This window comes from Lysobacter antibioticus (genome assembly GCF_001442535.1).
Taxonomy (GTDB): domain Bacteria; phylum Pseudomonadota; class Gammaproteobacteria; order Xanthomonadales; family Xanthomonadaceae; genus Lysobacter; species Lysobacter antibioticus.
This window is the reverse complement of the sequence record NZ_CP013141.1, coordinates 3,368,470-3,389,144: the sequence shown is the minus strand read 5'-3', so window position 1 is coordinate 3,389,144 and position 20,675 is coordinate 3,368,470. Positions and strand designations below refer to the sequence as shown.

Annotated in this window: 18 protein-coding genes; 5 read left to right on the top strand and 13 right to left on the bottom strand. The window is 66.8% G+C overall.

Translation table 11 applies throughout. From position 1 onward, the window contains the following. Positions 1-135: 135 nt before the first annotated feature. The 4 genes from GLA29479_RS13595 to GLA29479_RS24600 form a co-directional block, all read right to left on the bottom strand. Complete coding sequence (locus GLA29479_RS13595; protein ID WP_144436518.1) at positions 136-828, bottom strand: hypothetical protein; 693 nt, start codon at positions 826-828, stop codon at positions 136-138. A gap of 388 nt (positions 829-1,216) precedes the next feature. Beyond that, positions 1,217-2,905, bottom strand: a complete 1,689-nt coding sequence (locus GLA29479_RS13590) for a M28 family metallopeptidase (protein WP_057971913.1) — start codon at positions 2,903-2,905, stop codon at positions 1,217-1,219. 221 nt (positions 2,906-3,126) lie between these two features. Next, the gene (locus tag GLA29479_RS13585; RefSeq protein ID WP_057916738.1) at positions 3,127-3,969 is read right to left on the bottom strand and encodes a LysR family transcriptional regulator; all 843 of its coding nucleotides are present in this window, start codon (positions 3,967-3,969) and stop codon (positions 3,127-3,129) included. A 65-nt stretch (positions 3,970-4,034) separates the two neighbouring features. Beyond that, positions 4,035-4,286, bottom strand: a complete 252-nt coding sequence (locus GLA29479_RS24600) for a hypothetical protein (protein ID WP_144436517.1) — start codon at positions 4,284-4,286, stop codon at positions 4,035-4,037. An 18-nt stretch (positions 4,287-4,304) separates the two neighbouring features. On the opposite strand from GLA29479_RS24600, the gene GLA29479_RS13580 reads away from it, so the two are divergent. Further along, positions 4,305-5,852 carry an MFS transporter gene (locus GLA29479_RS13580; protein ID WP_057971912.1) on the top strand — a complete coding sequence of 516 codons (1,548 nt, stop codon included), beginning with the start codon at positions 4,305-4,307 and terminating at the stop codon, positions 5,850-5,852. Positions 5,853-5,874: 22 nt separating this feature from the next. Here GLA29479_RS13580 and GLA29479_RS13575 read toward each other — a convergent pair whose 3' ends face one another. Continuing rightward, complete coding sequence (locus GLA29479_RS13575) at positions 5,875-6,798, bottom strand: hypothetical protein (protein WP_057971911.1); 924 nt, start codon at positions 6,796-6,798, stop codon at positions 5,875-5,877. A 336-nt stretch (positions 6,799-7,134) separates the two neighbouring features. Between GLA29479_RS13575 and bla the strand changes: the two genes are divergently transcribed. Further along, positions 7,135-8,031, top strand: a complete 897-nt coding sequence (gene bla, locus GLA29479_RS13570) for a class A beta-lactamase (protein WP_057971910.1) — start codon at positions 7,135-7,137, stop codon at positions 8,029-8,031. A gap of 87 nt (positions 8,032-8,118) precedes the next feature. Here bla and GLA29479_RS13565 read toward each other — a convergent pair whose 3' ends face one another. The 5 genes from GLA29479_RS13565 to GLA29479_RS13550 form a co-directional block, all read right to left on the bottom strand. Beyond that, positions 8,119-8,985 carry an alpha/beta fold hydrolase gene (locus tag GLA29479_RS13565; RefSeq protein WP_057971909.1) on the bottom strand — a complete coding sequence of 289 codons (867 nt, stop codon included), beginning with the start codon at positions 8,983-8,985 and terminating at the stop codon, positions 8,119-8,121. 2 nt (positions 8,986-8,987) lie between these two features. Continuing rightward, positions 8,988-9,143: a hypothetical protein gene (locus tag GLA29479_RS25325; RefSeq protein WP_169795662.1), complete on the bottom strand. Its 156-nt coding sequence runs from the start codon at positions 9,141-9,143 to the stop codon at positions 8,988-8,990. 108 nt (positions 9,144-9,251) lie between these two features. Further along, positions 9,252-10,082 (bottom strand): helix-turn-helix transcriptional regulator, encoded by an 831-nt coding sequence (locus GLA29479_RS13560; RefSeq protein ID WP_057916733.1) that lies wholly within the window; start codon positions 10,080-10,082, stop codon positions 9,252-9,254. A 104-nt stretch (positions 10,083-10,186) separates the two neighbouring features. Continuing rightward, a complete protein-coding gene (locus GLA29479_RS13555; RefSeq protein ID WP_057971908.1) occupies positions 10,187-11,329 on the bottom strand; it encodes a M23 family metallopeptidase in 1,143 nt (380 codons plus the stop codon). A 798-nt stretch (positions 11,330-12,127) separates the two neighbouring features. Further along, entirely contained in the window at positions 12,128-13,285 is a 1,158-nt protein-coding gene (locus GLA29479_RS13550) for a WD40/YVTN/BNR-like repeat-containing protein (protein WP_057971907.1), read from the bottom strand. Positions 13,286-13,673: 388 nt separating this feature from the next. Between GLA29479_RS13550 and GLA29479_RS13545 the strand changes: the two genes are divergently transcribed. Beyond that, positions 13,674-15,668 (top strand): sulfatase-like hydrolase/transferase, encoded by a 1,995-nt coding sequence (locus GLA29479_RS13545; protein WP_057971906.1) that lies wholly within the window; start codon positions 13,674-13,676, stop codon positions 15,666-15,668. A 244-nt stretch (positions 15,669-15,912) separates the two neighbouring features. Continuing rightward, entirely contained in the window at positions 15,913-16,968 is a 1,056-nt protein-coding gene (gene glsA, locus GLA29479_RS13540; protein WP_082638651.1) for a glutaminase A, read from the top strand. A gap of 164 nt (positions 16,969-17,132) precedes the next feature. On the opposite strand, the gene GLA29479_RS13535 is transcribed toward glsA, so the two are convergent. Then, the gene (locus tag GLA29479_RS13535) at positions 17,133-17,723 is read right to left on the bottom strand and encodes a hypothetical protein (protein ID WP_144436516.1); all 591 of its coding nucleotides are present in this window, start codon (positions 17,721-17,723) and stop codon (positions 17,133-17,135) included. Positions 17,724-17,865: 142 nt separating this feature from the next. On the opposite strand from GLA29479_RS13535, the gene GLA29479_RS13530 reads away from it, so the two are divergent. Next, complete coding sequence (locus GLA29479_RS13530) at positions 17,866-18,495, top strand: hypothetical protein (protein WP_144436515.1); 630 nt, start codon at positions 17,866-17,868, stop codon at positions 18,493-18,495. Positions 18,496-18,691: 196 nt separating this feature from the next. Here the strand turns inward: GLA29479_RS13530 and GLA29479_RS13525 are convergent, their stop codons facing one another. Further along, positions 18,692-19,504: a hypothetical protein gene (locus GLA29479_RS13525; RefSeq protein WP_057971903.1), complete on the bottom strand. Its 813-nt coding sequence runs from the start codon at positions 19,502-19,504 to the stop codon at positions 18,692-18,694. Positions 19,505-19,759: 255 nt separating this feature from the next. After that, the gene (locus GLA29479_RS13520; protein WP_057971902.1) at positions 19,760-20,572 is read right to left on the bottom strand and encodes a hypothetical protein; all 813 of its coding nucleotides are present in this window, start codon (positions 20,570-20,572) and stop codon (positions 19,760-19,762) included. Between the last annotated feature and the right edge of the window lie 103 nt (positions 20,573-20,675).

Sequence of the window (20,675 nt, the reverse complement as noted above, 5' to 3'; positions counted from 1 at the left end):
TCGTCACTCCTTCGTGGTTGCGGATCAACTGGCGGAAACCGCTGCCCTCAAACCCATCAAGACCTCATGACCTAAGAGCCCGCATTCCACTCCACCGGTAAAGATCCAGTGTCCGTGCCAATCGCCATCACGGCTTCAGTCTGGAGCGCCCACCGTCTCGCATAGAGCCCTGCTTTCACCCTCTCCTTCCCACTCGCGGCAGGACCTGCACTGATCCGGCCATCGGCAGAACACAATCTTTTCGAAGTCCAGATGTTGGCTGAAGCGCCAGCAGCCTGCCTCAAGCTCGTAGGTATCGACTTCGCCCTCACCATAATGAACATCGTACTGTGCGTTGGAGATCCTGCGAATCTCGAAGTCGGGCAGCTGCGCGAAAGAAACTGGCTTCTCATCGGCCCTGACACTTCTCCAATGCTGACCATTCTTCAGGCTCTTCCCGACCCAGATGAACCTCTTGCTCTCTGGGTCGTATCGATACTTGACTCTACCTACGCTGGGATCTTCGTCGGCTGCCCACTTCGGATGCATCGGATCGCCTGGCTCCGTGTTGTGCTTCCAGTAGTAGGGGTATTTACGCCTGGACGACGTAGACGAGTAGGCCGACTGAATCTCGGCGCTGTTGGCAAAGGCTCTGAGAAAAATCTCGAAATTGAGAGAGGGGCATGCGACCGCAATGGGGGATTCCGGCGCGGCGAGTGAAGGCTTGCCATCCTTCCCGGGTTCTACCATCGAAGCCGATCTGACTTCGGATGACCTTTCAACGCGCCGCGATCCCGCGCCATGACCGGCTTGGCTCGCCGCATTTCCATTACCGGCCAGCAGGAGCATGCACGCCGCCAGACCCATCGATCGAGTGGAGCCCCGCCAGTAGCCTGGCAAGTGCGATGCCGAATATCCGCTCTGGATTTTCATTCGCCTCTCCGCAGCATGTATTGCGATGGCCCGCCACTTGCCCTGCACTCATCGGCCGCCCGAAACAGCACACTAGTCGGCCTACGACTTCGTCTTCATGCTGGCTGGAAACCCTGCCCTGCACAAGAGCAAACGAAAGTTGCGCTTTGCTTCACGGCCTGACCTTCAACCGAGCACGACACGGCCTCCATGTCGCGTAACTTCATAAACGAAAATGGTCGCGGAGAGCGACAGCTCTACCGCGACCGTTTCGTTATCGGCACCGCGTCACGATGCCGATCATTGCTGCGCTTTACTTGACCGATTACTTAGCCGGGCGCTGATCCGCCGTCTCGTCGCGCTGAGCGCGGAACTCGGAATCCTCGCTCCAGTTCGGCCAGCGCCGGGAGTTGGCGAGGTCGTTGCCGAGGGTGTACAGCACCTGCAGGTCGCGGACCATGCCGCCGAAGGTCCAACTGGCTTCCCAGTGGTCGGCGGGCTGGTGATAACGGTCGCGGGTGTAGGCGTCGCTGTCGGCCTTGCCGGCGGCGGCGCCGCCGTCGATCTTGTCTTCGCCGGATCCGAACGAGATCGCCGGCACGCCGCGCTTGGCGAAGGGGAAATGATCGGAACGGAAAAAGTGGCCGGCTTCGGGCTTGGGATCGGTGACGTAGCTGAGGTTCCAGCGCTGGCCGGTGGCGATCAGCTCGTCGAGCAGTTCCTGCTTGGCGCTGCCGGAGGTGGTGAAGTCGCGCGCCGGGCCGCTCGGGTCGAGCGCGTCCATGTTGATCACCGCCACGGTCTTGGCCAACGGGTACAGCGGCTTGGACGAGTAAAACTCCGAGCCGAGCAGGCCCTTCTCTTCGGCAGTCACCGCGAGGAACACCACCGAACGCTGCGGGCGCTTGCCCTTGGCGAAGGCGCGGCCCATCTCGATCAACGCAGCGGTGCCGGTGGCGTTGTCGACGGCGCCGTTGTAAATGGTATCGCCCTTGGCGTCGGGCGCGCCGACGCCGAGGTGGTCCCAGTGCGCGCTGTAGATGACGGTCTCGTCGGGCTTCTTGCTGCCGTCGACGCGGCCGACGATGTTCTGCGAGGTGATGACTTCGCTCTTGACCGCGTAGTTGGCCGACAGGGTCACGCCCTTGAGCACGACCGGCTTGAACTCGCGCGTCTGCGCCTGCTTCTTGAGTTTGTCGAAGTCGAGGCCTGCGCTCTTGAACAGGCTCACGGCGAGGTCGCGCTGGATCCAGCCTTCCATGGTCGGGTGGGCGCTGCCGGGCGCGTCGCGGACCACGTCGAACATGGTGTTGGTGTTGGAGTTCTTGACCGTGGCCCAGCCGTAGGAGGCCGGCGCGGTCTCGTGCACGATCAGCAGGCCGACCGCGCCACGGCGCGCGGCTTCCTCGAACTTGTAGGTCCAGCGGCCGTAGTAGGTCATCGCCTTGCCGCCGAAGTCGCCGTCGCCGGTCTCGAAGTCCGGGTCGTTGATCAGCACGACCGCGATCTTGCCCTTGAGGTCGACGTTCTTGAAATCGTCCCAGTCGCGCTCGGGCGCGGTGACGCCGTAGCCGGCGAACACCAGCGGCGCGTTCTTGATCGCCACGGCCTTGGAGCCGTCGAGCGCGGCGCGCACGGCGATCTCGTTGCCCTGGGTCAGGGCGCGGGCCTTCTTCTTCACCGTCACCGACAGCTTCGGCGTGCCCTCGATGTCCGAGCGCAGCAGCGGTACGGCCTGGGTCCACAGGCGCTTATTGCCCTGCAGGTCGCCGCCGGGTTGTACGCCGGCCGCCTTGAGCTGGGCGACCACGTAGTCGATGGTCTTGGTCTCGCCGGCGGTGGCCGGGCCGCGACCTTCGAACTCGTCGGAGGACAGCACCTTCACCTCTTCCGACAGACGCTTGGCGTCGAAGGTCGGCGCTTTCGGTGGCTTGGCCGGTTTCGCAGCGATCGCCGGCAGGGACAGGGCAGCCGCGCAAAGCACGGCCAAGGGAGTGGCAGTCAACAGTTTCATAGGGGGCCCCTTGGTAGGTCGCCCGATACTAGCCATCCCCCAGGGGCGGGTCCATCGGCCATAGGGCATCTTGCGGGGGCGGCCCGGAGCCGGCCGGGCTACGGCCCAATGGCTGGGAACGACCGTGGACAGGCCGGTCGCGACGCAGGTGCGATGTCGCGGTCGCGGCTCGCGCCGCTCCTACAGGGGCCGCGCCGGCTCTCAGGCAATCACGGCCTCGCCTACGGCAACGCAAGCACCAGCTTGCCGAACTCGGCGACCGCCGGCGTGCAGCCGCCCGGGCGGCGCAGCAGGACGAACTGGGCCGGCGGCAGCGGCGGCAAGCCGTATTCGCCGTCGACGATGCGCATGCCGGGCAGGACATCGTCTTCCACCATCACGGTGATGCCCAGGCCCGCCGAGATCGCGGCGTTCAAGCCCTGCTGGCTCGGCGAGGTGAACATGACATGCCATTCGACCGCGGTCCCATCGAGCGCGGACACGCCGACCTGGCGATTGATGCACGGCGAGGGGAAGAATGCGAACGGCAACGAGCGGCCGGCGGCGATGTCGAAGCTGTCGGACGCGACCCAGACGAAGCGCGTGCGCCGCAGCACCGTGTCGGCGTCGTCGCCGGGCAAGGCGATGACCACGGCGAGATCGAGTTCGTCGGCGTCGACCATCTGCCGCAGGTCCATGCTCATGCTCACGCTGACATCCATGCGCACGTTCGGGAACGCGCGGGTGAACTGGCATAGCAGATTGGGCAGGCGGTCGCCGATGAAGTTCTCCGGCACGCCGAAGCGCACCGCGCCGGTGATCGGCGAAGGCTGGAAGCGCCGCGACAGCGCGTCGAGCGACTGCAGGATCTGTTCGGCGTGACGCAGGAAATCTTCGCCGTCTTCGGTCAGGGTCAATCGGCGGGTGGTGCGATGGAGCAGCGCGCGGCCGACGTGCTCCTCCAGGCGCCGGATCTGATGGCTGACCGCGGATTGGGTCAGATGCAGGCGTTCGGCCGCGCGGGTGAAACCGCCGGCATCGTTGACCGCGATGAAGGTGCGCAGCAAGGTCGGATCGAAGTCCATGGCCGCCCGGGCTCGGCCGATTCATGACGGCCTTTAATGGATTCTACAAAATTAAATCATTTCCCTCATGAGTCCGGTTTGACCAGAATGGTCGGCATCGCATCCGGCGAGGCGGTCGCGGCTACCGTCCCGCTGTAGCGCTTTCGATTCCCGCGAACCTGCTCGATCGCCGCGAAGTCGTCGTTCGCCGCACCGCTCCACTCCATCGACCCGATCACGCGATGCCCGCACGGCATCGCGGTGCGTTCGCTCGCGCCGACGTTTCGGCGCCGCGCTTCGCCTTCGATCCCTCTCTCCCCATCCAATTTCGAGCGCACCGCAATGAGTCTGCCGTCATGAGTCTGTCCCGATCCGCCAAAAACCGCCTCGCCCTCGCCGCGGTCAGCCTGGCCGCGCTGATGTTCGGCCTGGAAATCTCCAGCGTGCCGGTGATCCTGCCGACGCTGGAACGCCAGCTACGCGGCGATCTGCGCGACATGCAGTGGGTGATGAACGCCTACACCCTCGCCTGCACCACCGTGCTGATGGCGGCGGGCACCTTGGCCGATCGCTACGGGCGGCGGCGCGTGTTCGTGATCAGCGTGATCGCGTTCGGCCTGACCTCGCTGCTGTGCGGCCTCGCCCAGAGCATGCCGGTGCTGATCGGCGGACGCTTCCTGCAAGGCCTGGCCGGCGGCGCGATGCTGACCAGCCAGTTCGCGATTCTCTCGCATCAGTTCCGCGACGGCCGCGAACGCGGCCGCGCGTTCGCAGTGTTCGGCATCGTGTTCGGGTTCGGCCTGGGTTTCGGCCCGATCATCGGCGGCGCGATCGTCGCGCTGTCGAACTGGCACTGGGTGTTCCTGGTGCATGCCCCGCTGGCGCTGCTGACCTGGTCGATGATCGCAGTAGGCGCGGAGGAATCGCGCGAGGCGCAGTCGCATCGGCTGGACGTCGGCGGCTTGTCGACTTTATCGCTGGGCGTTCTGGGACTGACCTATTACATCACCCAGGCGCCGGAATCGGGCTATGCCGATCCGATCTTGCTGAGCGTGCTGGCGTTCGCCGCATCGAGCCTGATCGCGTTCGCGTGGGTGGAAAAGCGCCACCCGCATCCGATGTTCGATTTCGGCGTGTTCCGCATCCGCGAATTTTCCGGGGCGATCATGGGCTCCATCGGCATGAACTTCAGCTTCTGGCCGTTCATGATTTATCTGCCGATCTACTTCCAGAGCGCACTGGGCTACGACGCGGTGACTGCCGGCATGGCCTTGCTGGCGTACACGCTGCCGACCTTGGCGATGCCGCCGCTAGCCGAGCGCTGGTCGGCGCGCTATCGGCCGGCCTGGATCATTCCGCTGGGGTTGTTCGCCATCGGCCTGGGCTTCATCGCGATGCGCTACGGCAGCGCGATGGCCGACGCGAGCTGGATGACGATGCTGCCGGGCGCGCTGTTGGCCGGCTGCGGCCTGGGCCTGACCAACACGCCGGTCAGCAACACCACCACCGCTTCGGTGCCGGCATCGCGCACCGGCATGGCCTCGGGCATCGACATGAGCGCGCGCTTGATCACCTTGGCGATCAACATCGCCTTGATGGGTTTGATCCTGGTCGCCGGCATCGCCGCGCATCTGCGCTCGGTGTACGGCGCCGCGCTCGACGGCGCGCAGCTGCGAGCGCTGGCTGGACGGGTGGCGGCCGGCGATGTCGGCGCGTTGCACAGCATGGCGTTGTCGGGCGATGCGCAGACGGTCGCGCGCGAGGCCCTGGTTCACGGCTTCGGCTGGGTGTTGTGGTACGGCGGCATCGGCGTGTGCGTGCTCGCCGCACTGAGCCTGACCATCTTCGCGCCCATGCGCAGGGCCGGCGCGCAAGCGGCGCAGGCCCCGGCCTGCGGCCGCTAGCCGGTGAAACGCGGCCGGCGCATCAATAGAACGCGATGCCCGGCCGCAGCGCGAACTGGAAGATCAGCAACTGCGCTATCACCAGCGACAGCGCGCCCCAGATCGAGGACGCGGGCTCGGCCTGTCCGACGCCCCGCGGCTGGACGCACCAGGCATAGCCCTGCAACCAGAACACGCCGATCACGAACTCGGCGACCGGCACGATCGCGACCTGGTCGAGGCTGCCGGGGACGCGCATCGCCACGATCAGCGGCAAGGCGAGCAGCGCCGGCAAAGTGGCCATGCGGAACATGAAGCCGCTGCGTCGCCCAGGCGTGGCCACCTCGGCCGGATCGCGCGCCAGTGCCAGCAAAGGTGCGGCGAAGCGGGTCGCGAGGGCGGCGATGACGACCAGCGCGATCAGGCCGGCGACGAGCTTGGTGGTATCGGCCAACTGCAGATAGCCGAAGGCCATGCCGACGTCGTTCTGCGGCACGACCGCGCCGACCACGACCTGCGGCAAGGACTGGAAGAATCCATGGAAGGCCATCCAGATCGCGAACAGCCGCACGGCTTCGGTGCGCGGCGGGCGTAGCTTGAGCCAGGCCACGAAGCCCAACGCGGTCAACAGGATCGCCAACGCGCCGGTACCCTGGAACAAATGGGCCAGCGGGTTATCGCCGGTCCAGTTGTGGTTGTTGTGGTACAGCGTTGCCCGCAATCCCGGGGTCAATGCCTTGGGCACGACCAGGAACAACTCCTGGATGAAGAAGATCAGGCTGAAACTCAGCGCGTATAGCAGGCTGGAATGAAACGTGCGCTGCCAGCGCCATGGACCGGCCGGGCTCGCTGCCGCTGTGGACGCCACCGAACGGCTGCGCCACCCGCCGACCGCCCCGAACAGGATCGGTGCGGCGACGATGACGGTCAGCGAGGCGATGAGGATGAGTTGGGCGTAAGGATTCATGCGACGGACTCCGGGGCCAGTCGCTGTAGATGCGCGGGACACGCGATCGGTTGCAGATGAACAGGGGCAGCTCGCCGTTTTGCAGCGCTGGATGACGCAAGCGCCGATTTCATGGCCGCCATGGCCGATCCTGTGGGCAGGAGCGGCGCGAGCCGCGACCGCCGTGCATCGACCTCGCAGCGCAACATTCGCGATTCCGTCACAGGCCATCGGCGAAATCGGTCGATATCGCTTCGTCCCCTGCCGCCGCAAGAAAATCTTGTATCAGCCCTTAGAAAACTTCGTTTGTCGGCGCCGGCCGCGCTTTCAATAATCGGTGACCCAAAGGAGACCCCCATGCATCGACGCGACTTCCTGCACTGCGCCAGCGGCCTGCTGCTGACCGCCGGCCTCGGCCCCCATCTGAACGCATTCGCCAAGACTGCGGCCACGGCGCCGACCAGCCATTGGAGCGCGCAGTTGCGCGTACTGGAAAAGAACAGCGGCGGGCGGCTCGGCGTCGGCATGCTCGACACCGGCAGCGGCCAGCACTTCGATTGGCGCGGCCGCGAACGCTTTCCGATGTGCAGCACCTTCAAGTTCCTGCTCGCCGCAGCGGTGCTGCGCGAGGTCGAGCGCGGCAAGCTGGATCTGCAAAAGAAGATACCCATCGCCAAGAGCGACTTGATCGCCTACTCGCCGGTGACCGAGCCGCTGGCCGGTTCCAGCGCCAGCGTCGCCCAGTTGTGCGAGGCGACCATGACGCTGAGCGACAACACCGCGGCGAATCTGTTGTTGCCCTTGGTCGGCAACCCCGCCGGCTTGACCACGTTCCTGCGCGGCATCGGCGATCCGACCACGCGCCTGGACCGCAAGGAGCCGGAACTCAATAGCGCCATCCCGGGCGACCCGCGCGACACCACCTCGCCGCTGGCGATGGTGGCGACCATGCGCAAGCTGTTGCTGCAGGACGGGCTGCAGCCGGCTTCGCAGAAACAACTTACCGCCTGGCTGGTCGCCAACCGCACCGGCGACAAGCGCCTGCGCGCCGGGGTGCCGAAGGGCGCGCGCGTCGGCGACAAGACCGGCACCGCCGACACCACCAGCAACGACCTGGCGATCATCTGGCTGCCGGAACGCGCGCCGATCCTGCTTACCTGCTATCTGACCGGCTCCACCCTCGACGGCCCCGGACGCGATGCCATCCATGCCTCGGTCGCGCGGCTGGTGTTCGGCCCGGTCGAGCCGCGCTAAGCGTTCCGGCGCGAACCACGGATGACACCTCTGCCCGCCGTCGTGCCGCCCGGCGCGACGGCGGGTGGTGACGAGCGAGGCCGCCGCTCAGGCGCTGGCCTGCCAGTGCGCGCGCAATTCCTCGTTGAACGCTTCCCAACGCTCTTCGGGAAAGAAGATGCGCGCGCCTTCGAACTCGACCCGCCTGCGCGTGCCCGGAATCGCGTCGGCCAGCCACTGCGACCACTTCGTCGGGAAGAACACGTCGTCGGTGCCCCAGGCGATCAAGGTCGGCGCCTGCAGGCGCTTGAGCTGAGGCTCGATGGCCAGGGTGTGGGCGTTATCGAATGCGGCAAGGAAACGCTGCAGGTCGCCGGTGCGCTGTTCGCTGCGCACCAGGGGGCGCAGATAAGTCTCGATGCTCTCGTCCGACAAAGACTGCGGGTCTTCATAGGCCGGGCCCAGCGCCTGCGGCGAACGGTACACGCTCTTGTCGGCAAGCATGGCCTTGAGCGTATCGCCGAGTCCGCCGCCGGCGGCCATCGCCAGGAACGGCTTGAATGCTTCCGGCGGCCAGTTGTCGTGGGTATCGCAGTTGGTCAGGGCGAAGCTGCGCACCCGCCGCGGATGCAGTGCGGCGAAGATCTGCGCAATGCCGCCGCCGCTGTCGTTGCCGACCAAGTCGACCCGATCGATGCCCAGAGCGTCGAGAAACTCGGCGAGCATGCGCGCATTCGCGGTCACCGACACGTCCTGGCCTGGCGCGATCTCGGTATCGCCGTGCGCCAGCAGGTCGACCGCGATGCAGCGCCGCTGGTCGGACAAGTGCGCGAGCTGGTGCCGCCACAGATGGCCGTTGAGCAGCACGCCGTGGACGAACAGCGCGACCGGGCCGGCGCCTTGCTCGCGGTAGGCGATACGGCCCGACGGGGTCTGCACGCTGGCCTTGGTGGGGGAGGAAAGATCGCCGTCCATGATCAACCCTGGCTCGGCGCCGCGGCGGAGCCGTAGGCTTCCTTGAGCTTGCGTGCGCAATCGTCGCAGCAGACTTCCACCGCCTTGCCGCCGATCTTGACCTGGTAGGAGTTCTCGTCGAGCGGGCAATCGCAAGCCGCGCAGGTTTTTTCCGTCATGACAGCTTCTCCGAATCGCCCGAACGCCGGGCAGGTTCAGTAGGCCACGGGGCCCGCCGGGCCGCTGTCAGAATCTTTAGCGATTTGCCGCACCCGCTTGCCGAGCCCTTAGCGCTGAAGAGCCGATTGGCGGAATTCGGTCGGGCTGCGGCCGTAGGCCTGCTGGAACGCCGCGCTGAAATGGCTGTGGCTGGAAAATCCCAGGTCCAGGCTCAGTTGGGTCAAATCGTCGTACTGCGCCAGCAGGTCCAGCGCGCGCGCCAGGCGCAGACGCAGTTGGTAGCGATACAACGGCAAGCCTTCGACCTGCTTGAACACCTGGGTCAGGTATACCGGCGACACCCCGACCTCGGCGGCGATCTCATCCAGCGCCCAGCGCCGCGACAGATCGCTGGCGAGGACGAGCTTGGTGCGATCGACCAATCGCTGCCGTCCGAGGCTGGCGCCGGCCGCATGCGAAGTGCGCGGCCCAAGCGAGCGCTGCACCAGGGTCAGGGCCAGGCTCTCGGCTTCGAGCGACTCGGCGATGTTCTCGCGCAGGCTGTGGCGCAGCAGCGCGACCAGCGCCTGCGCGCGCGGGTCGATGCGCAGGCGCGGCTGCCGGAACGCCAGCGCCGCGCCTTCGCGCAACAACGCCGGCGGCGCCAGCTCGCGCAGCATCTCCTCGTCGACCCGCACCGCCAGGCTGGCGTCGCCGCCGGGCACCGGATGCACGATGCGGCCGTCCTCGCCGGCATTGAAGAACAGCACCTGTCCGGCCTCGGCCACCGCCGCATCCTCGCCGACCTGGCGCACGTACAGGCCGCGGTAGGGAAACATCAGATGAGTGGCGCCGACGCAGTCTTCGGCATGCGCATGCTCGCCGTGGCCGGGACAGCACAAGTCCCAGACCGCGACGGTCGGCGTCTTCAGCAAGGGCGCTACGGTGAATTCGGACATGCCTGGGTCGTGGTCCCGCCGGGAATCGATCCGCGCGCCCAACTTTTGGCTTCGTGCGCGGATCGAGGCCGGTCAGGATAACGCCCGCGGCGTCCGTACAGGTTTCAGTGCGGAAATTCGATCACCGTGTTCGAGCCCGGCTGCTCGCCCTTGCGCTCGGCGGCGACGCCGTCGGCCAGCGGTTGCCAAGGCTCCTTGCCGAGCCGGTCGAGGCGCTCGTAGCGTCCGAGCACGCGGAACCCGCTTAAGCCGTAGGGCAGGCCTTCCGACGACAAGGGCGTGGTGCCGTCGGCGACGTGGAAGTGCAGATGCGGCCCGGTCGCATCGCCGGTGAAGCCGAGCGCGGCGATGGTCTGGCCGCGGCGCACCTTATCGCCCACGCGCACTTTGAGACTGCCCGGCTTCAGGTGTTCGTAAGCGACGTGGCGGCCGTCGGCCAGCGCCAGCACCACGTAGTTGCCGGGCGCTTCGTCGAAATCGTGTTTCGGGTTGGCGGAGACGCGTGCGGCCTCGACGGCGTCGTCGCGCACCGCCGCGACCCGCGCATCGGCCACCGCGAGCACCTCGGCGCCGTAACCCAGGTTGCTCGTCACCAGGTCGGGGTCGCCGTTGATGGTCTTCCCGGATGCATCGACCTTCACCCAGTCGACCGCATGCCGGCCCGGCAGCCGCGCGCGTCCGTCCATGGTGTAGAACACGCGGCGATGGCCGCGCGGCCAATCCGGCGAATGGATCGCGACCCAGGGGCCGCCGCGCAGGGGCGGCCCGAGCAATACCGGCGCAGGCTGGCCGACCTCGACGCGCGCACCTTCGACCGAGTTCGCCGCGGCCGCGGCGAGCCGGCGGAAGCTCAGCGCATGCCGCAGCTTGCGCGGCACGCGCGTGCCGACGTCGAGTTCGAGATAGATCACGCCGCGCTCGCCCGGCCGCAAGGCCGCCAGGCTGGCACCGGCGCGACCGATGACGCGGGAGCGGTCGGCAAGGTCCTTGCCGGCGAAACGCTGGATCACCGCGCCGCTGGCATCGTCGATCACGCGCAGCTCGTCCACCGCCAGTTCCACTTCGCTGAAGCTGCTCAGGTGCACTTCGTAATACAACCGCTGCCGCCCTTCCTGCGTCACCGGTGTCGGCGCCTGCGGAACGGCCAAGTCGAAGGAATCGACCAGGGCCGCGTTCGCGGCGCGCGTGGTCGCCGGCAGCGCCAGCAAGGAAGACAGCGCAAGGCAAAGGGCGAGCGGTCGCAACATCGCAGGGAATCCTGTCGAAAGTCTGGGCGGTAGCGCCCGCGCAGACCGTGGCCGGTCGACGCGGACGCAATGATCGAAGTCGCGACGCAGATGGCTGCTGTGCATCCACGTGTCGCGTGACCGGCATCATCCCATGCCGGATCGGCCGGCATGAGCATGACTCTCGACCTAGATTTGTACGCGTTGTGTTCGCGAGAGGGCGTTGGCCCTACCAGAGAACGCGCATCGCCATCGATCGCATTCGACTCGCCCGCATCGCTTGCGAAGCGCGCCGTGGTTCGCGGTCGCGGCTCGCGCCGCTCCTACCCCAAAGCGGTACGCGGTTGCCGTTGCTTCAAACGGCTTGGCGTCGCACCGAGCTCGCGAGAACGCCCGTAGACCCGAAGGGCGGCGCACAGGACGTGCGCCCGGCTTTCAAGGGGAATGGCGCGATAGGACAGGGATGTCCTATCGAAAAATCCCGGCGTGCGCATCGCACTCGTGGCTTGTGCCCTTGCAAGGAGAGCCCTCCCTTTAGTCAGCTTTGACCGAAGGGAATCCAGACGGACTTTTAGGCTTGGCAAAAGAAAGTAACCCGGCCGCGTCAGCGGACGGAAGCTTTGCTCTTGATGTTGCTTCTCTGTCCTACGGCCGCAGACGCCGGAGCACGACAGGACGCGATCGCGGCTTATGACCGGAGGAAATCCAGTGGGACGCCGCTCCTACAGGGGCCACGGCCAGGAGCGCCGCGAGGTTGAGACGGCGCGGTCGCGGCTTGTGACCGCAGGAAATCCAGCAGGACGCCGCTCCTACCCTGGCTCAGCGAGCAGCCGCAGGCAAGTCGAGCTTGTAGACCTCCGGCCCGATCGCGAACACGCTGGTGCCCTTCGCGTCGCGCACGATGCGGAACTTGTTGCTGGTGGCGCCGAACTGGCCGGGCGTCCAGGTCTGGCCGCCGTCGCGGGTCTCGAAACCGTTCGGCGTGGCGCCGACCCAGCCGTGCCGTTCGTCGACGAAGCCGATGCCGAATTCCCTGACCTTGTGGTCGGCGACCAACGGCAGCTCGCTCCAGGTCTCGCCGCCGTCGACGGTCTTGGCCACATAGCGTTGCACGACCGCGGTGTCGGGGTCGTAGTTCTGCACGGTGACGTAACCGACCCGCTCGGACGGGAACGACATCTTCCAGGTGATTTCGTAAGGGCGCCGGCTCTCGTACACCGCGTGCCAGCTGCGTCCGCCGTCGCGGGTCTTGAGAATGCGCGCATGCGACTGGGCGACGTCGGAATGACTGGCGCCGGCGATGAAGCCGACCTGTTCGTTGACGAATTTGACGTCGAGGATCATCGCCGTGTGCGCGCTCATATCAACCGAGGTCCAGGTGCGCCCTAGATCGCGCGAGGTGGCCAGGAACGCCGGCCCGCCGACACGACCGCCGGCGCGCAGGGTCGTGCGCCGGTCGAGCACGCCGGCATTGATGTATTCGCTGTGCAGGACGTCGATCGCGCAGATGCCGAGCGGCGCCGGGCCCTCGATGCGCTCGACCGGTGCCCAGCTCGCGCCGCCGTCGGTGGTGCGATACAGCGGCAACGCATCGGTCGCGCCCGGGAACGAGTCCGGACCGATGTTGCCGAGAATGCCGACGTCGGCGTCGACGAAACCGAGCGCGCGCACGAAGGTGCCGGGCTGCTCCCACTGTTTGGTCCAGGTCTCGCCGCCATCGCGGGTCCGGTAGACCAGGCCCTTGCCGTTGCCGTACCAGCCGGTCGAACGATCGGCGAAATAGATGTCGTCCTGCTTGCGCGGGAACGCTTCGGTGTTCAAACGCCGCCAGGCGGGGGCGGTGTCCGGCGCTGCCGGCTTGGGTTGCGTTGCCGTGGTCGCCGGCGCGACGTCGGCCTGGGCCGTGTTTTGGCAGAGGGTCAACAATAACGCAGCCGCCAGCGCCGTACGCAGGCGGGCGGTTTCGATTCCGGACATCGCAATGATCCTGTTCGCTGAGTAGACGCACGCCCCCCGGCGCAGCGTCGGTCGCCAAGTCTATCGATCGTCCTGCGCGAGTCGAGCCTGGCGACGACCGCGTCGACGCCGCAGAGGGCCGCGCATGATCGTCCGTCGGCACATCCGAAGCTGTAGCGAAACTGTTCGCTTGGCCCGTGCAGGCCGTGTCGTATCTCTGCATGGAGCCAAGCCGCCAAGACGGTGATGTTGTGACCGGCGCCACACTCCCCAGGGCGATAGAGCGCGCGGTGGCCGCCGTGGACCGTGAGCCGCGTCTGTTGCTTATGTCGCCGCCGCAGCGCGCGACCGCTCGCATCGAACCGACCCGGGCGTCCCTCCCGCCATCCGCAAGCGCCATGAGGACGCCATGCCCCAATCGCCTACCCCACCTACCCCGCCCGGCCAGCCGAACCTGCTCGTCATTCTGGTCGACCAGTTGCGTTTCCCGCGTTTCGCTTATGGCCCAGAGGGCGGCTTCGCGCCGGGCCTGAAGGAGATCGTCGGTTTCCAGGGCGAACCCAAGGCCGACAACCCCTACCGCGATTTCTTTCCCGGGCTGTGGTCGCTGCGTCAGCACTCGGTGGTGCTGCGCCGTCACACCATCGCATCATCGGCCTGCATCCCCAGCCGCACCGCGCTGATGACCGGGCAATACGGCGCGCGCACCGGCGTGACCCAGACCGATGGATTGTTCAAGAACGGCGATGCCGCGGCATTTCCCTGGCTGGCCGCCGACGGCATCCCGACGCTCGGCCACTGGTTCCGCGGCGCCGGCTACAAGACCCACTACTTCGGCAAGTGGCACGTCAGCAATCCGCCCGACCACAGCCTGCAAGACTACGGATTCGACGACTGGGAGCTGTCCTGGCCGGAACCGCACGGTTCCAGCATCAACAACCTCGGCGCCTACCGCGATATCGGCTTCTGCGACCTGGTCTGCGGCTTCCTGCGCGGCCAGGGCCTGGGCCTGCCGTACAACCGCAAACTCGCGCAGCACGATCAGAGCCATCCGCTCGCGCCCGACCCGAGCACCGATCCGAAGCCCTGGCTCGCGGTCGCTTCGTTCGCCAATCCGCACGACATCGCCACCTATCCGGGTTTGCCGCGCGGGCTCGATCCGAACGCACCGCCGCTCGGCCCGCTGCCGGTGCCGGCGCAAGGCACGCGCAGCAATCCGCCGACCGCCGGCAGCCTGCAGCTCGAACTGAATCCGCGGGGCTTTCCGCAGGACAACGCGAACGTGCCGCCGAGCCTGGACGAGGCGCTGGCCAACAAGCCGAGTTGCCAGTTCGACTACGCCTACAAGATGGGGCTGGCCCTCGCCGCCAAGAGCGGGCTCGCCGCACAGGACCAGGCCGGCCTCGACGCGGTCAACGCCGCACTCGCCGCGGGCATTCCTTTCCAGTTGACCCGCGACCCCGAGCAGGCCGCGCTGCGCTTCGTCCAGTACTACGCCTGGCTGCAACACTTGGTCGACGGCCACATCAAGCGGGTGTTGGATGCGCTCGACGAGTCCGGACAGCGCGACAACACCATCGTCGTGTTCCTGGCCGACCACGGCGAGTACGGCGCCGCGCACGGCTACATGATCGAGAAATGGCATACGGCTTATCAGGAAGCCCTACACGTGCCGGTGGTGATCCACTCGCCGCGGGTCAATGCGCATGCCGACATGCGCCAGATCGATGCGCTGACCAGCCATGTCGACATCGTGCCGACCCTGCTCGGCCTGGCCGGCGTGCGCGAGGCAGAAGTCGCGCAGATCCGCGAAACCCTGCGCGAAACCCGCCCGGTGCCGCCGTTCCCCGGCGTCGACCTGAGCGCGGTGATCCACGGCCGCGAAACCGTACCGAAGGAACCCGACGGTCGTCCGCGCGAAGGCATCCTGTTCGCCACCGACGATGAGATCACCGAGCGTCTGCGCGGCCATCTCGACCCGCATCAGCTGCATTCCGACCGCGAGTTCAAGACCTTCCTCGAGATGGTCGAGGTGGTGCGCGACGGCAGCAGCCCGCTGCCCTATAACGGCCCGGTGCCGCAGCTCGCCCCGGGGCCGGTGCGCCAGCCCAATCATGTGCGCTGCGTGCGTTCGGGCGAGTGGAAGCTGGCGCGCTATTGGGATCCGAGCGGCACCGAGGCCGATCAGTGGGAGCTTTACGACCTGGAACACGACGGCTGCGAACTGACCAATCTGCTGATCACCGATGCCAGTTTCCCGACGCCGATCCCGACGCTGCCAGCGCAATACACCGATGCGCAGATCGTCGACACGGCCGAGCGCCTGTACCGGCTGATGCAACGCTACGAAAAGGAAATGCTGTCCACGCCCGAGCAGGACACGGTGGCCGCGGCGGTGGCCTGAGCGCCCCGCGTTGCCGTGAGCGCCCCGACCCGGTGGCTGAGGTCGGGGCGTCGCTGTGGTCGTCGGCGCGGCATCGCAAGATCGAGCGCGCGATGGCCCATCGGTTCGTCTACCCTGTGCCCAGCCCGCGCGGCCCCGGCTCGTGCCCGCAAGCGCGAGGCGCGCCCTCCCGCACCGTCTACGCGTCGACCGAGCCGCCTGCTCCGCGTCGACGCGTTCCGATCGCTCAGCCCAAGGAAGCCGCATGACCGCTTACGTTCGCCCCGCACCGCACGCCCGCCGCACCCGCACCGCGCTGGTCTGCGCGCTGGTCTTGCTGATCGGGCCATGGTCGGCACAGGCCGCGACCGAGATTCCGTCGCAGGCGCGGATCAAGGCCGCGATCGACAAGGCCTATGCCGCGGCCAAGGACAACACCGCGGGCAAGAACGCCGACTACATCCCGGCCCTCGCGCAAGTGCCGTCGGGCTTGTTCGGCATCGCCGTGGTCACGGTGCAAGGCAAGGTCTACACGGTCGGCGATGCCGGCGTCGAGTTCGCCATCGAATCGGTCTCCAAGCCCTTCGCTGCCTCGTGGGTGATCGAGAAGAAAGGCGAGCAGTGGCTCGAAGACAAGATCGGCGTCAACCAGACCGGCATGCCGTTCAACTCCATCCTGGCGCTGGAAGCGCACGCCCAGACCAAGCCGGCGATGAACCCCCTGGTCAACGCCGGCGCGATCGCCATCGACAGCTGGATCGAACCGGCCGAACCGGCGGCGCGCTGGGCGACGATCTCGCAGCTGATGAACGACTACGCCGGCCGCACGCTCAGCCTCAACCAGGTCGTCTATGAATCCGAAGCCAGCAGCAACGAACACAACCGCGCTATCGCGCGCCTGCTGAAGGGCTACGGTACGCTCGATGGCGATCCGGAAGTCGCGCTCGACCTGTACACCCGCCAGTGCTCGATCAACGTCACCGCCAAGGACCTCGCGGTGATGGGGGCGACCCTGGCCAACGGCGGCAGCAACCCGCTCACCGGCAAACGCATCGTCGCTTCGGACACCGCCGAGCGGACGCTCGCGGTGATGTCGACCACCGGCCTGTACGAAACCACCGGCGCCTGGACCTGGAACGTCGGCCTGCCGGCCAAGTCCGGCGTCGGCGGCGGCATCGTCGCGGTCGCGCCCGGCAAATTCGCCATCGCCACCTTCGCTCCGCCGCTCGATGAAGCCGGCAACTCGGTCAAAGGCCAACAGGCGATCGAATCCATCGTGCGCGAACTGATCGGCGCCGGCGTGTTCGAAACCGGGCATTGATCGGGGCCGCGTCGAGCATTCGACCGACGCGTTGAGTGCCGGCGAGTCGACGAAGCGGAGGCAGCCACCGATAACGCGCCAAAACGAAGGGCTCCCGTGGGAGCCCTTCGTTCGTTCGATTCATCGATGGCCGATCATCATGATCCGAAGGGTTGCGGCGGCACTTATTTATCCGTCGCCGCCGTCAGTTCCTCGAACAGGCTCTTGCCGACCGACGCCGACAGGTGGTTGAGCCCCATGACGATATTGGCCGAAGTGTCGGAGACTTCGAATTCCTTGCCGGCATGCCGCACTCGCAGTCCGAGACGATCGCGGCCGGCCATGATCCCGAACATCACCCGCACGCCGGGCGGGCGCTGGCGGATGTCGATGATCGCGACTTCGGCCACGTCGGTCTCAGACACGCTGAGCGAATGTTCGCTGGCTTGCTCGGCGTAGGCCTGCTCGATCAGCGGCGGCACCTTGTCGTTGCGCTCGCACTCGCCGCAATCCCAGCGGATGTTCAACTTCGGCACGCTGGGCGCGCTCGCCGCATTGCTGGCTTCGGCAGCGGCGGTCGCGTGCGCCCTGGCAGCCTCGGCGGCGGCGGCCGCTGCTTCGGCGGCGGCCGCGGCGGCTTCCCGGCCCTCGGTCTCTGCCCGATCCTGGGCCATCGCATACGGCGACGCCGTCGCGGCCACGAACCACATCAGGGAAAACAGAACGTCCTTGCTCATACAGTCTCTCGTTCGAAGATTCGGCCCGGGGTCGGCCAAGTCGCGGTCGGACTCACGCCTGTGCTCGGCGTCCGATGCCCCCGCATCCCCGCGCGGATCATAGCAGCCGGTCTTGAGCCGGCGGAGATGCCGGACTCGCTCCCGATTGACTGTCTCGGATTCGTGAATGCATGCCACAGGCATGCCGGTCGTCGATCGATTAGGCTCGCATCGTCGCCGCCTCGCTCCCCGCCGGATGCGCCGCCGCCCGCCTTCGGCCCGCGTTCACGGACGAAGGCGCAAACAAGATGCCTGCTTCGATGGATGCCGCGCCATGCCCAGAAAACTCGCCTGCCTGTGCCTGCTCGCGTTGTCCCTCGCCGCTTGCCGCACCGGTCCGAATGAACGGACGCCCGAGAAGACGCTGCCGATCGAAGCACCGCTGCCGCCGAGCGTCACGCCCGGCGAGTTCCTGATCGAGGCCGACAAACTCGACACCTGGAACGCGCTAGGCCAGATCGCGGTGCGCACGCACGGCGTCGAGTACGAAGGCCGGGCGCAGATCATGGATCTCTACAGCCTGCGTTATCGCGGAGTCGCGTTCATGGCGCTGACCAAGTCGGTGCTGCTGTCGGACACGATCAAGCGCACCACCACCCGGGTCACCGCGACGACGCTGGACGGCAAGCCGATCGACAGCAAGCCGGTGACGGAGTTTCTCGCCCTGCTGCAGCGCGAACTGCCGGCGGAAATCGAAAGCGTGCGCGCCAAGCAGGCGGCGCAGAAGAAGGCCAAGGCTAAAGGCAAGGCGAAGAAGAAAAAGAAGAAGTGAAACGGGCCCGGGTTTAGCCCGGTTGGATCTGACCCAGCCGCGCTCATTCCAGCCGCGTCTTGATGCCTCGCGCGCTGCGCGGCTCGTTTCCGCCATCAATGTTGCAGAAGCCCTTGCGACACAACGCACTAGCCGAGTCATTGCCGCCACAGCAGGGACCTGCTGCGGCGCTGTCCACCCGGACGACCGCGTTCGCTCAGATCTGGTGGATCTCGATCTCGCTATCGAAGCCGTTCGCTTGCGCGGCGGGGACGTTGCCCGGAAGCGCGCCGAGCACGGCGCCGCCGGCGACCTTGCCCTGCGGCAGCGTCGCCGTCCCGTTCATCGCCTTCGGCAGTGGCGGCATCACGAAACTCACCGGAAAGGCCGCGACCGCGCTCATCGGGTAAGTACCGAGATTCGCTGCGGCCGTTGCAGTCGATACGTTGACCGGTTTCAGGATCCTCACCGCACGCCAGAGGATGCGAATGAACTCGGGCGCGTAGGCGTACAAGTTCTGCTTATTGGTCGTAGCCGCATCCGAGAACGGACTCACCGAGCTCTGCACGCAGTAGTAGAGGCCATACCAGGCGTCGCGCTGGCCGCTGGTCTCGTACTGATAGCTCGCGGCGAGAAAGGCGTCCATATAGGCTTCGACCGTCGCCTGATTCGCGTACGCCGGCGCGGTCATCGGCACGAGGTTCTGCCAGCCATTGCCGGCGCCGCCCCAGCGCCCGTTGATCAGGTGCGCGCGAATCCAAGTGTTGAGGTTGTCCTGGGTAAACATCAGCTGCGGCCCGTCGGGGAGCAACTGATTCCACGGCGCACCGATCGCCGTGGGAACGTTGTTGCCCTGCTGCCCCGGCATGATCAGATCGAGCCCGAGCACGGCCGTGGCCGACGCGGCGCCGAAATTCGCGGCTTGGCGGACCGCAACCGGCCCCGTCCGATATTGCGTCGCAACGAAGATGGGCTGGTTGGTGCTCCAACGCGGGTTGATGGGCGCACCGGTGTAGACGATCCTGCTCATGAGGGCTTCCTGTCGGCCATGGCCCCGGACATCGGAACCGGATACGCAACCGACACGTTACTCCCACACTGTGCGACTGTCCGCAGCGCAGGTCGCTTCAAGCCCTCGCAGATGCACGCAAGGCCATCGCGAGGCGACGGCCTGCCCGGATACGCACCGCATCGGACGCGATGTCCTGATCCGGCTGCGCTTCGCGTTTATGAGATCGCATTCGCGGGAGAGCGGAGTGGCCGCCGCCCTCGCGCGCCGACCGACTCAGTTCTGGTGGACTTCGATGCCGCCGTCGAAACCGTTCCCTTGCGCGGCGGGAAAGTTGCCCGGGACCGCGCCGAGCACCGCGCCGCCGGCGGCATTGCCCGGGGGCAGCGTCGCCGTGCCGTTCATCGCGTACGGCAGCGGCGGCACCACGAAGCCCGCCGGAAACGCCGCCACGGCATTCATCGGGTAGGCACCGATGTTCGCCGCGGCCGTCGCCGTCGATACGTTTACCGGCTTCAGAATCCTTACCGCGCGCCAGAGGACGCGGATGAACTCGGGCGCATAGGAATACAGGTTCTGGTTGTTGGTCGTGGTCGCATCCGAGAACGGATTCACCGAGCTTTGCACGCAGTAGTAAAGGCCGAACCAGGCGTCGCGCGGGCCGCTGGTCTCGTAGGCGTAACTCGCGGCGAGATAGGCGTCCATATAGGCCTCGACCGTCGCATGGTTGGCGTTCGCTCCGGTCGTGAGCGGCACCAGGTTCTGCCAGGTATTGCCCGGGCCGCCCCAGCGCCCGTTGATCATGTGGCCGCGGATCCAGGTGTTGACGTTGTCCTGGGTGAAGGTCAGCGGCGGCCCGCCGGCGAGCAATTGATCCCAGGGCGCGCCGCCGGCGGTCGGCACGTTGTTGCCCTGCTGCCCCGGCATGATCAGGTCGGGCCCGAGGATGGCGGCCACCGCCGATGCGCCGAAGTTGGTGATCTGTCGGACCGCGACGGGTCCGGCCTGGTACTGCGCGCCCATGAAAATGGGCTGGTTCGTGCTCCAGCGCGGGTTACCGGGCGCACCGGTGTAGATGATTCTGCTCATGATGGCTACCTGTCGGGTCGTGGAATCGGCGATCGAAACCGGAGGCCGCACAGGACACATCGCTCTCACGGTGCGCAGCGGTCCGAAGCGGCCGCCGTCGCAC

Bases quoted from the DNA above. Each gene is read 5' to 3' on its own strand.
- GLA29479_RS13595 (WP_144436518.1), bottom strand. From the start codon at position 828: ATGCTCCTGCTGGCCGGTAATGGAAATGCGGCGAGCCAAGCCGGTCAT.
- GLA29479_RS13590 (WP_057971913.1), bottom strand. From the start codon at position 2,905: ATGAAACTGTTGACTGCCACTCCCTTGGCCGTGCTTTGCGCGGCTGCC.
- GLA29479_RS13585 (WP_057916738.1), bottom strand. From the start codon at position 3,969: ATGGACTTCGATCCGACCTTGCTGCGCACCTTCATCGCGGTCAACGAT.
- GLA29479_RS13580 (WP_057971912.1), top strand. From the start codon at position 4,305: ATGAGTCTGTCCCGATCCGCCAAAAACCGCCTCGCCCTCGCCGCGGTC.
- GLA29479_RS13575 (WP_057971911.1), bottom strand. From the start codon at position 6,798: ATGAATCCTTACGCCCAACTCATCCTCATCGCCTCGCTGACCGTCATC.
- bla (WP_057971910.1), top strand. From the start codon at position 7,135: ATGCATCGACGCGACTTCCTGCACTGCGCCAGCGGCCTGCTGCTGACC.
- GLA29479_RS13565 (WP_057971909.1), bottom strand. From the start codon at position 8,985: ATGGACGGCGATCTTTCCTCCCCCACCAAGGCCAGCGTGCAGACCCCG.
- GLA29479_RS25325 (WP_169795662.1), bottom strand. From the start codon at position 9,143: ATGACGGAAAAAACCTGCGCGGCTTGCGATTGCCCGCTCGACGAGAAC.
- GLA29479_RS13560 (WP_057916733.1), bottom strand. From the start codon at position 10,082: ATGTCCGAATTCACCGTAGCGCCCTTGCTGAAGACGCCGACCGTCGCG.
- GLA29479_RS13555 (WP_057971908.1), bottom strand. From the start codon at position 11,329: ATGTTGCGACCGCTCGCCCTTTGCCTTGCGCTGTCTTCCTTGCTGGCG.
- GLA29479_RS13550 (WP_057971907.1), bottom strand. From the start codon at position 13,285: ATGTCCGGAATCGAAACCGCCCGCCTGCGTACGGCGCTGGCGGCTGCG.
- GLA29479_RS13545 (WP_057971906.1), top strand. From the start codon at position 13,674: ATGCCCCAATCGCCTACCCCACCTACCCCGCCCGGCCAGCCGAACCTG.
- glsA (WP_082638651.1), top strand. From the start codon at position 15,913: ATGACCGCTTACGTTCGCCCCGCACCGCACGCCCGCCGCACCCGCACC.
- GLA29479_RS13530 (WP_144436515.1), top strand. From the start codon at position 17,866: ATGCCGGTCGTCGATCGATTAGGCTCGCATCGTCGCCGCCTCGCTCCC.
- GLA29479_RS13525 (WP_057971903.1), bottom strand. From the start codon at position 19,504: ATGAGCAGGATCGTCTACACCGGTGCGCCCATCAACCCGCGTTGGAGC.
- GLA29479_RS13520 (WP_057971902.1), bottom strand. From the start codon at position 20,572: ATGAGCAGAATCATCTACACCGGTGCGCCCGGTAACCCGCGCTGGAGC.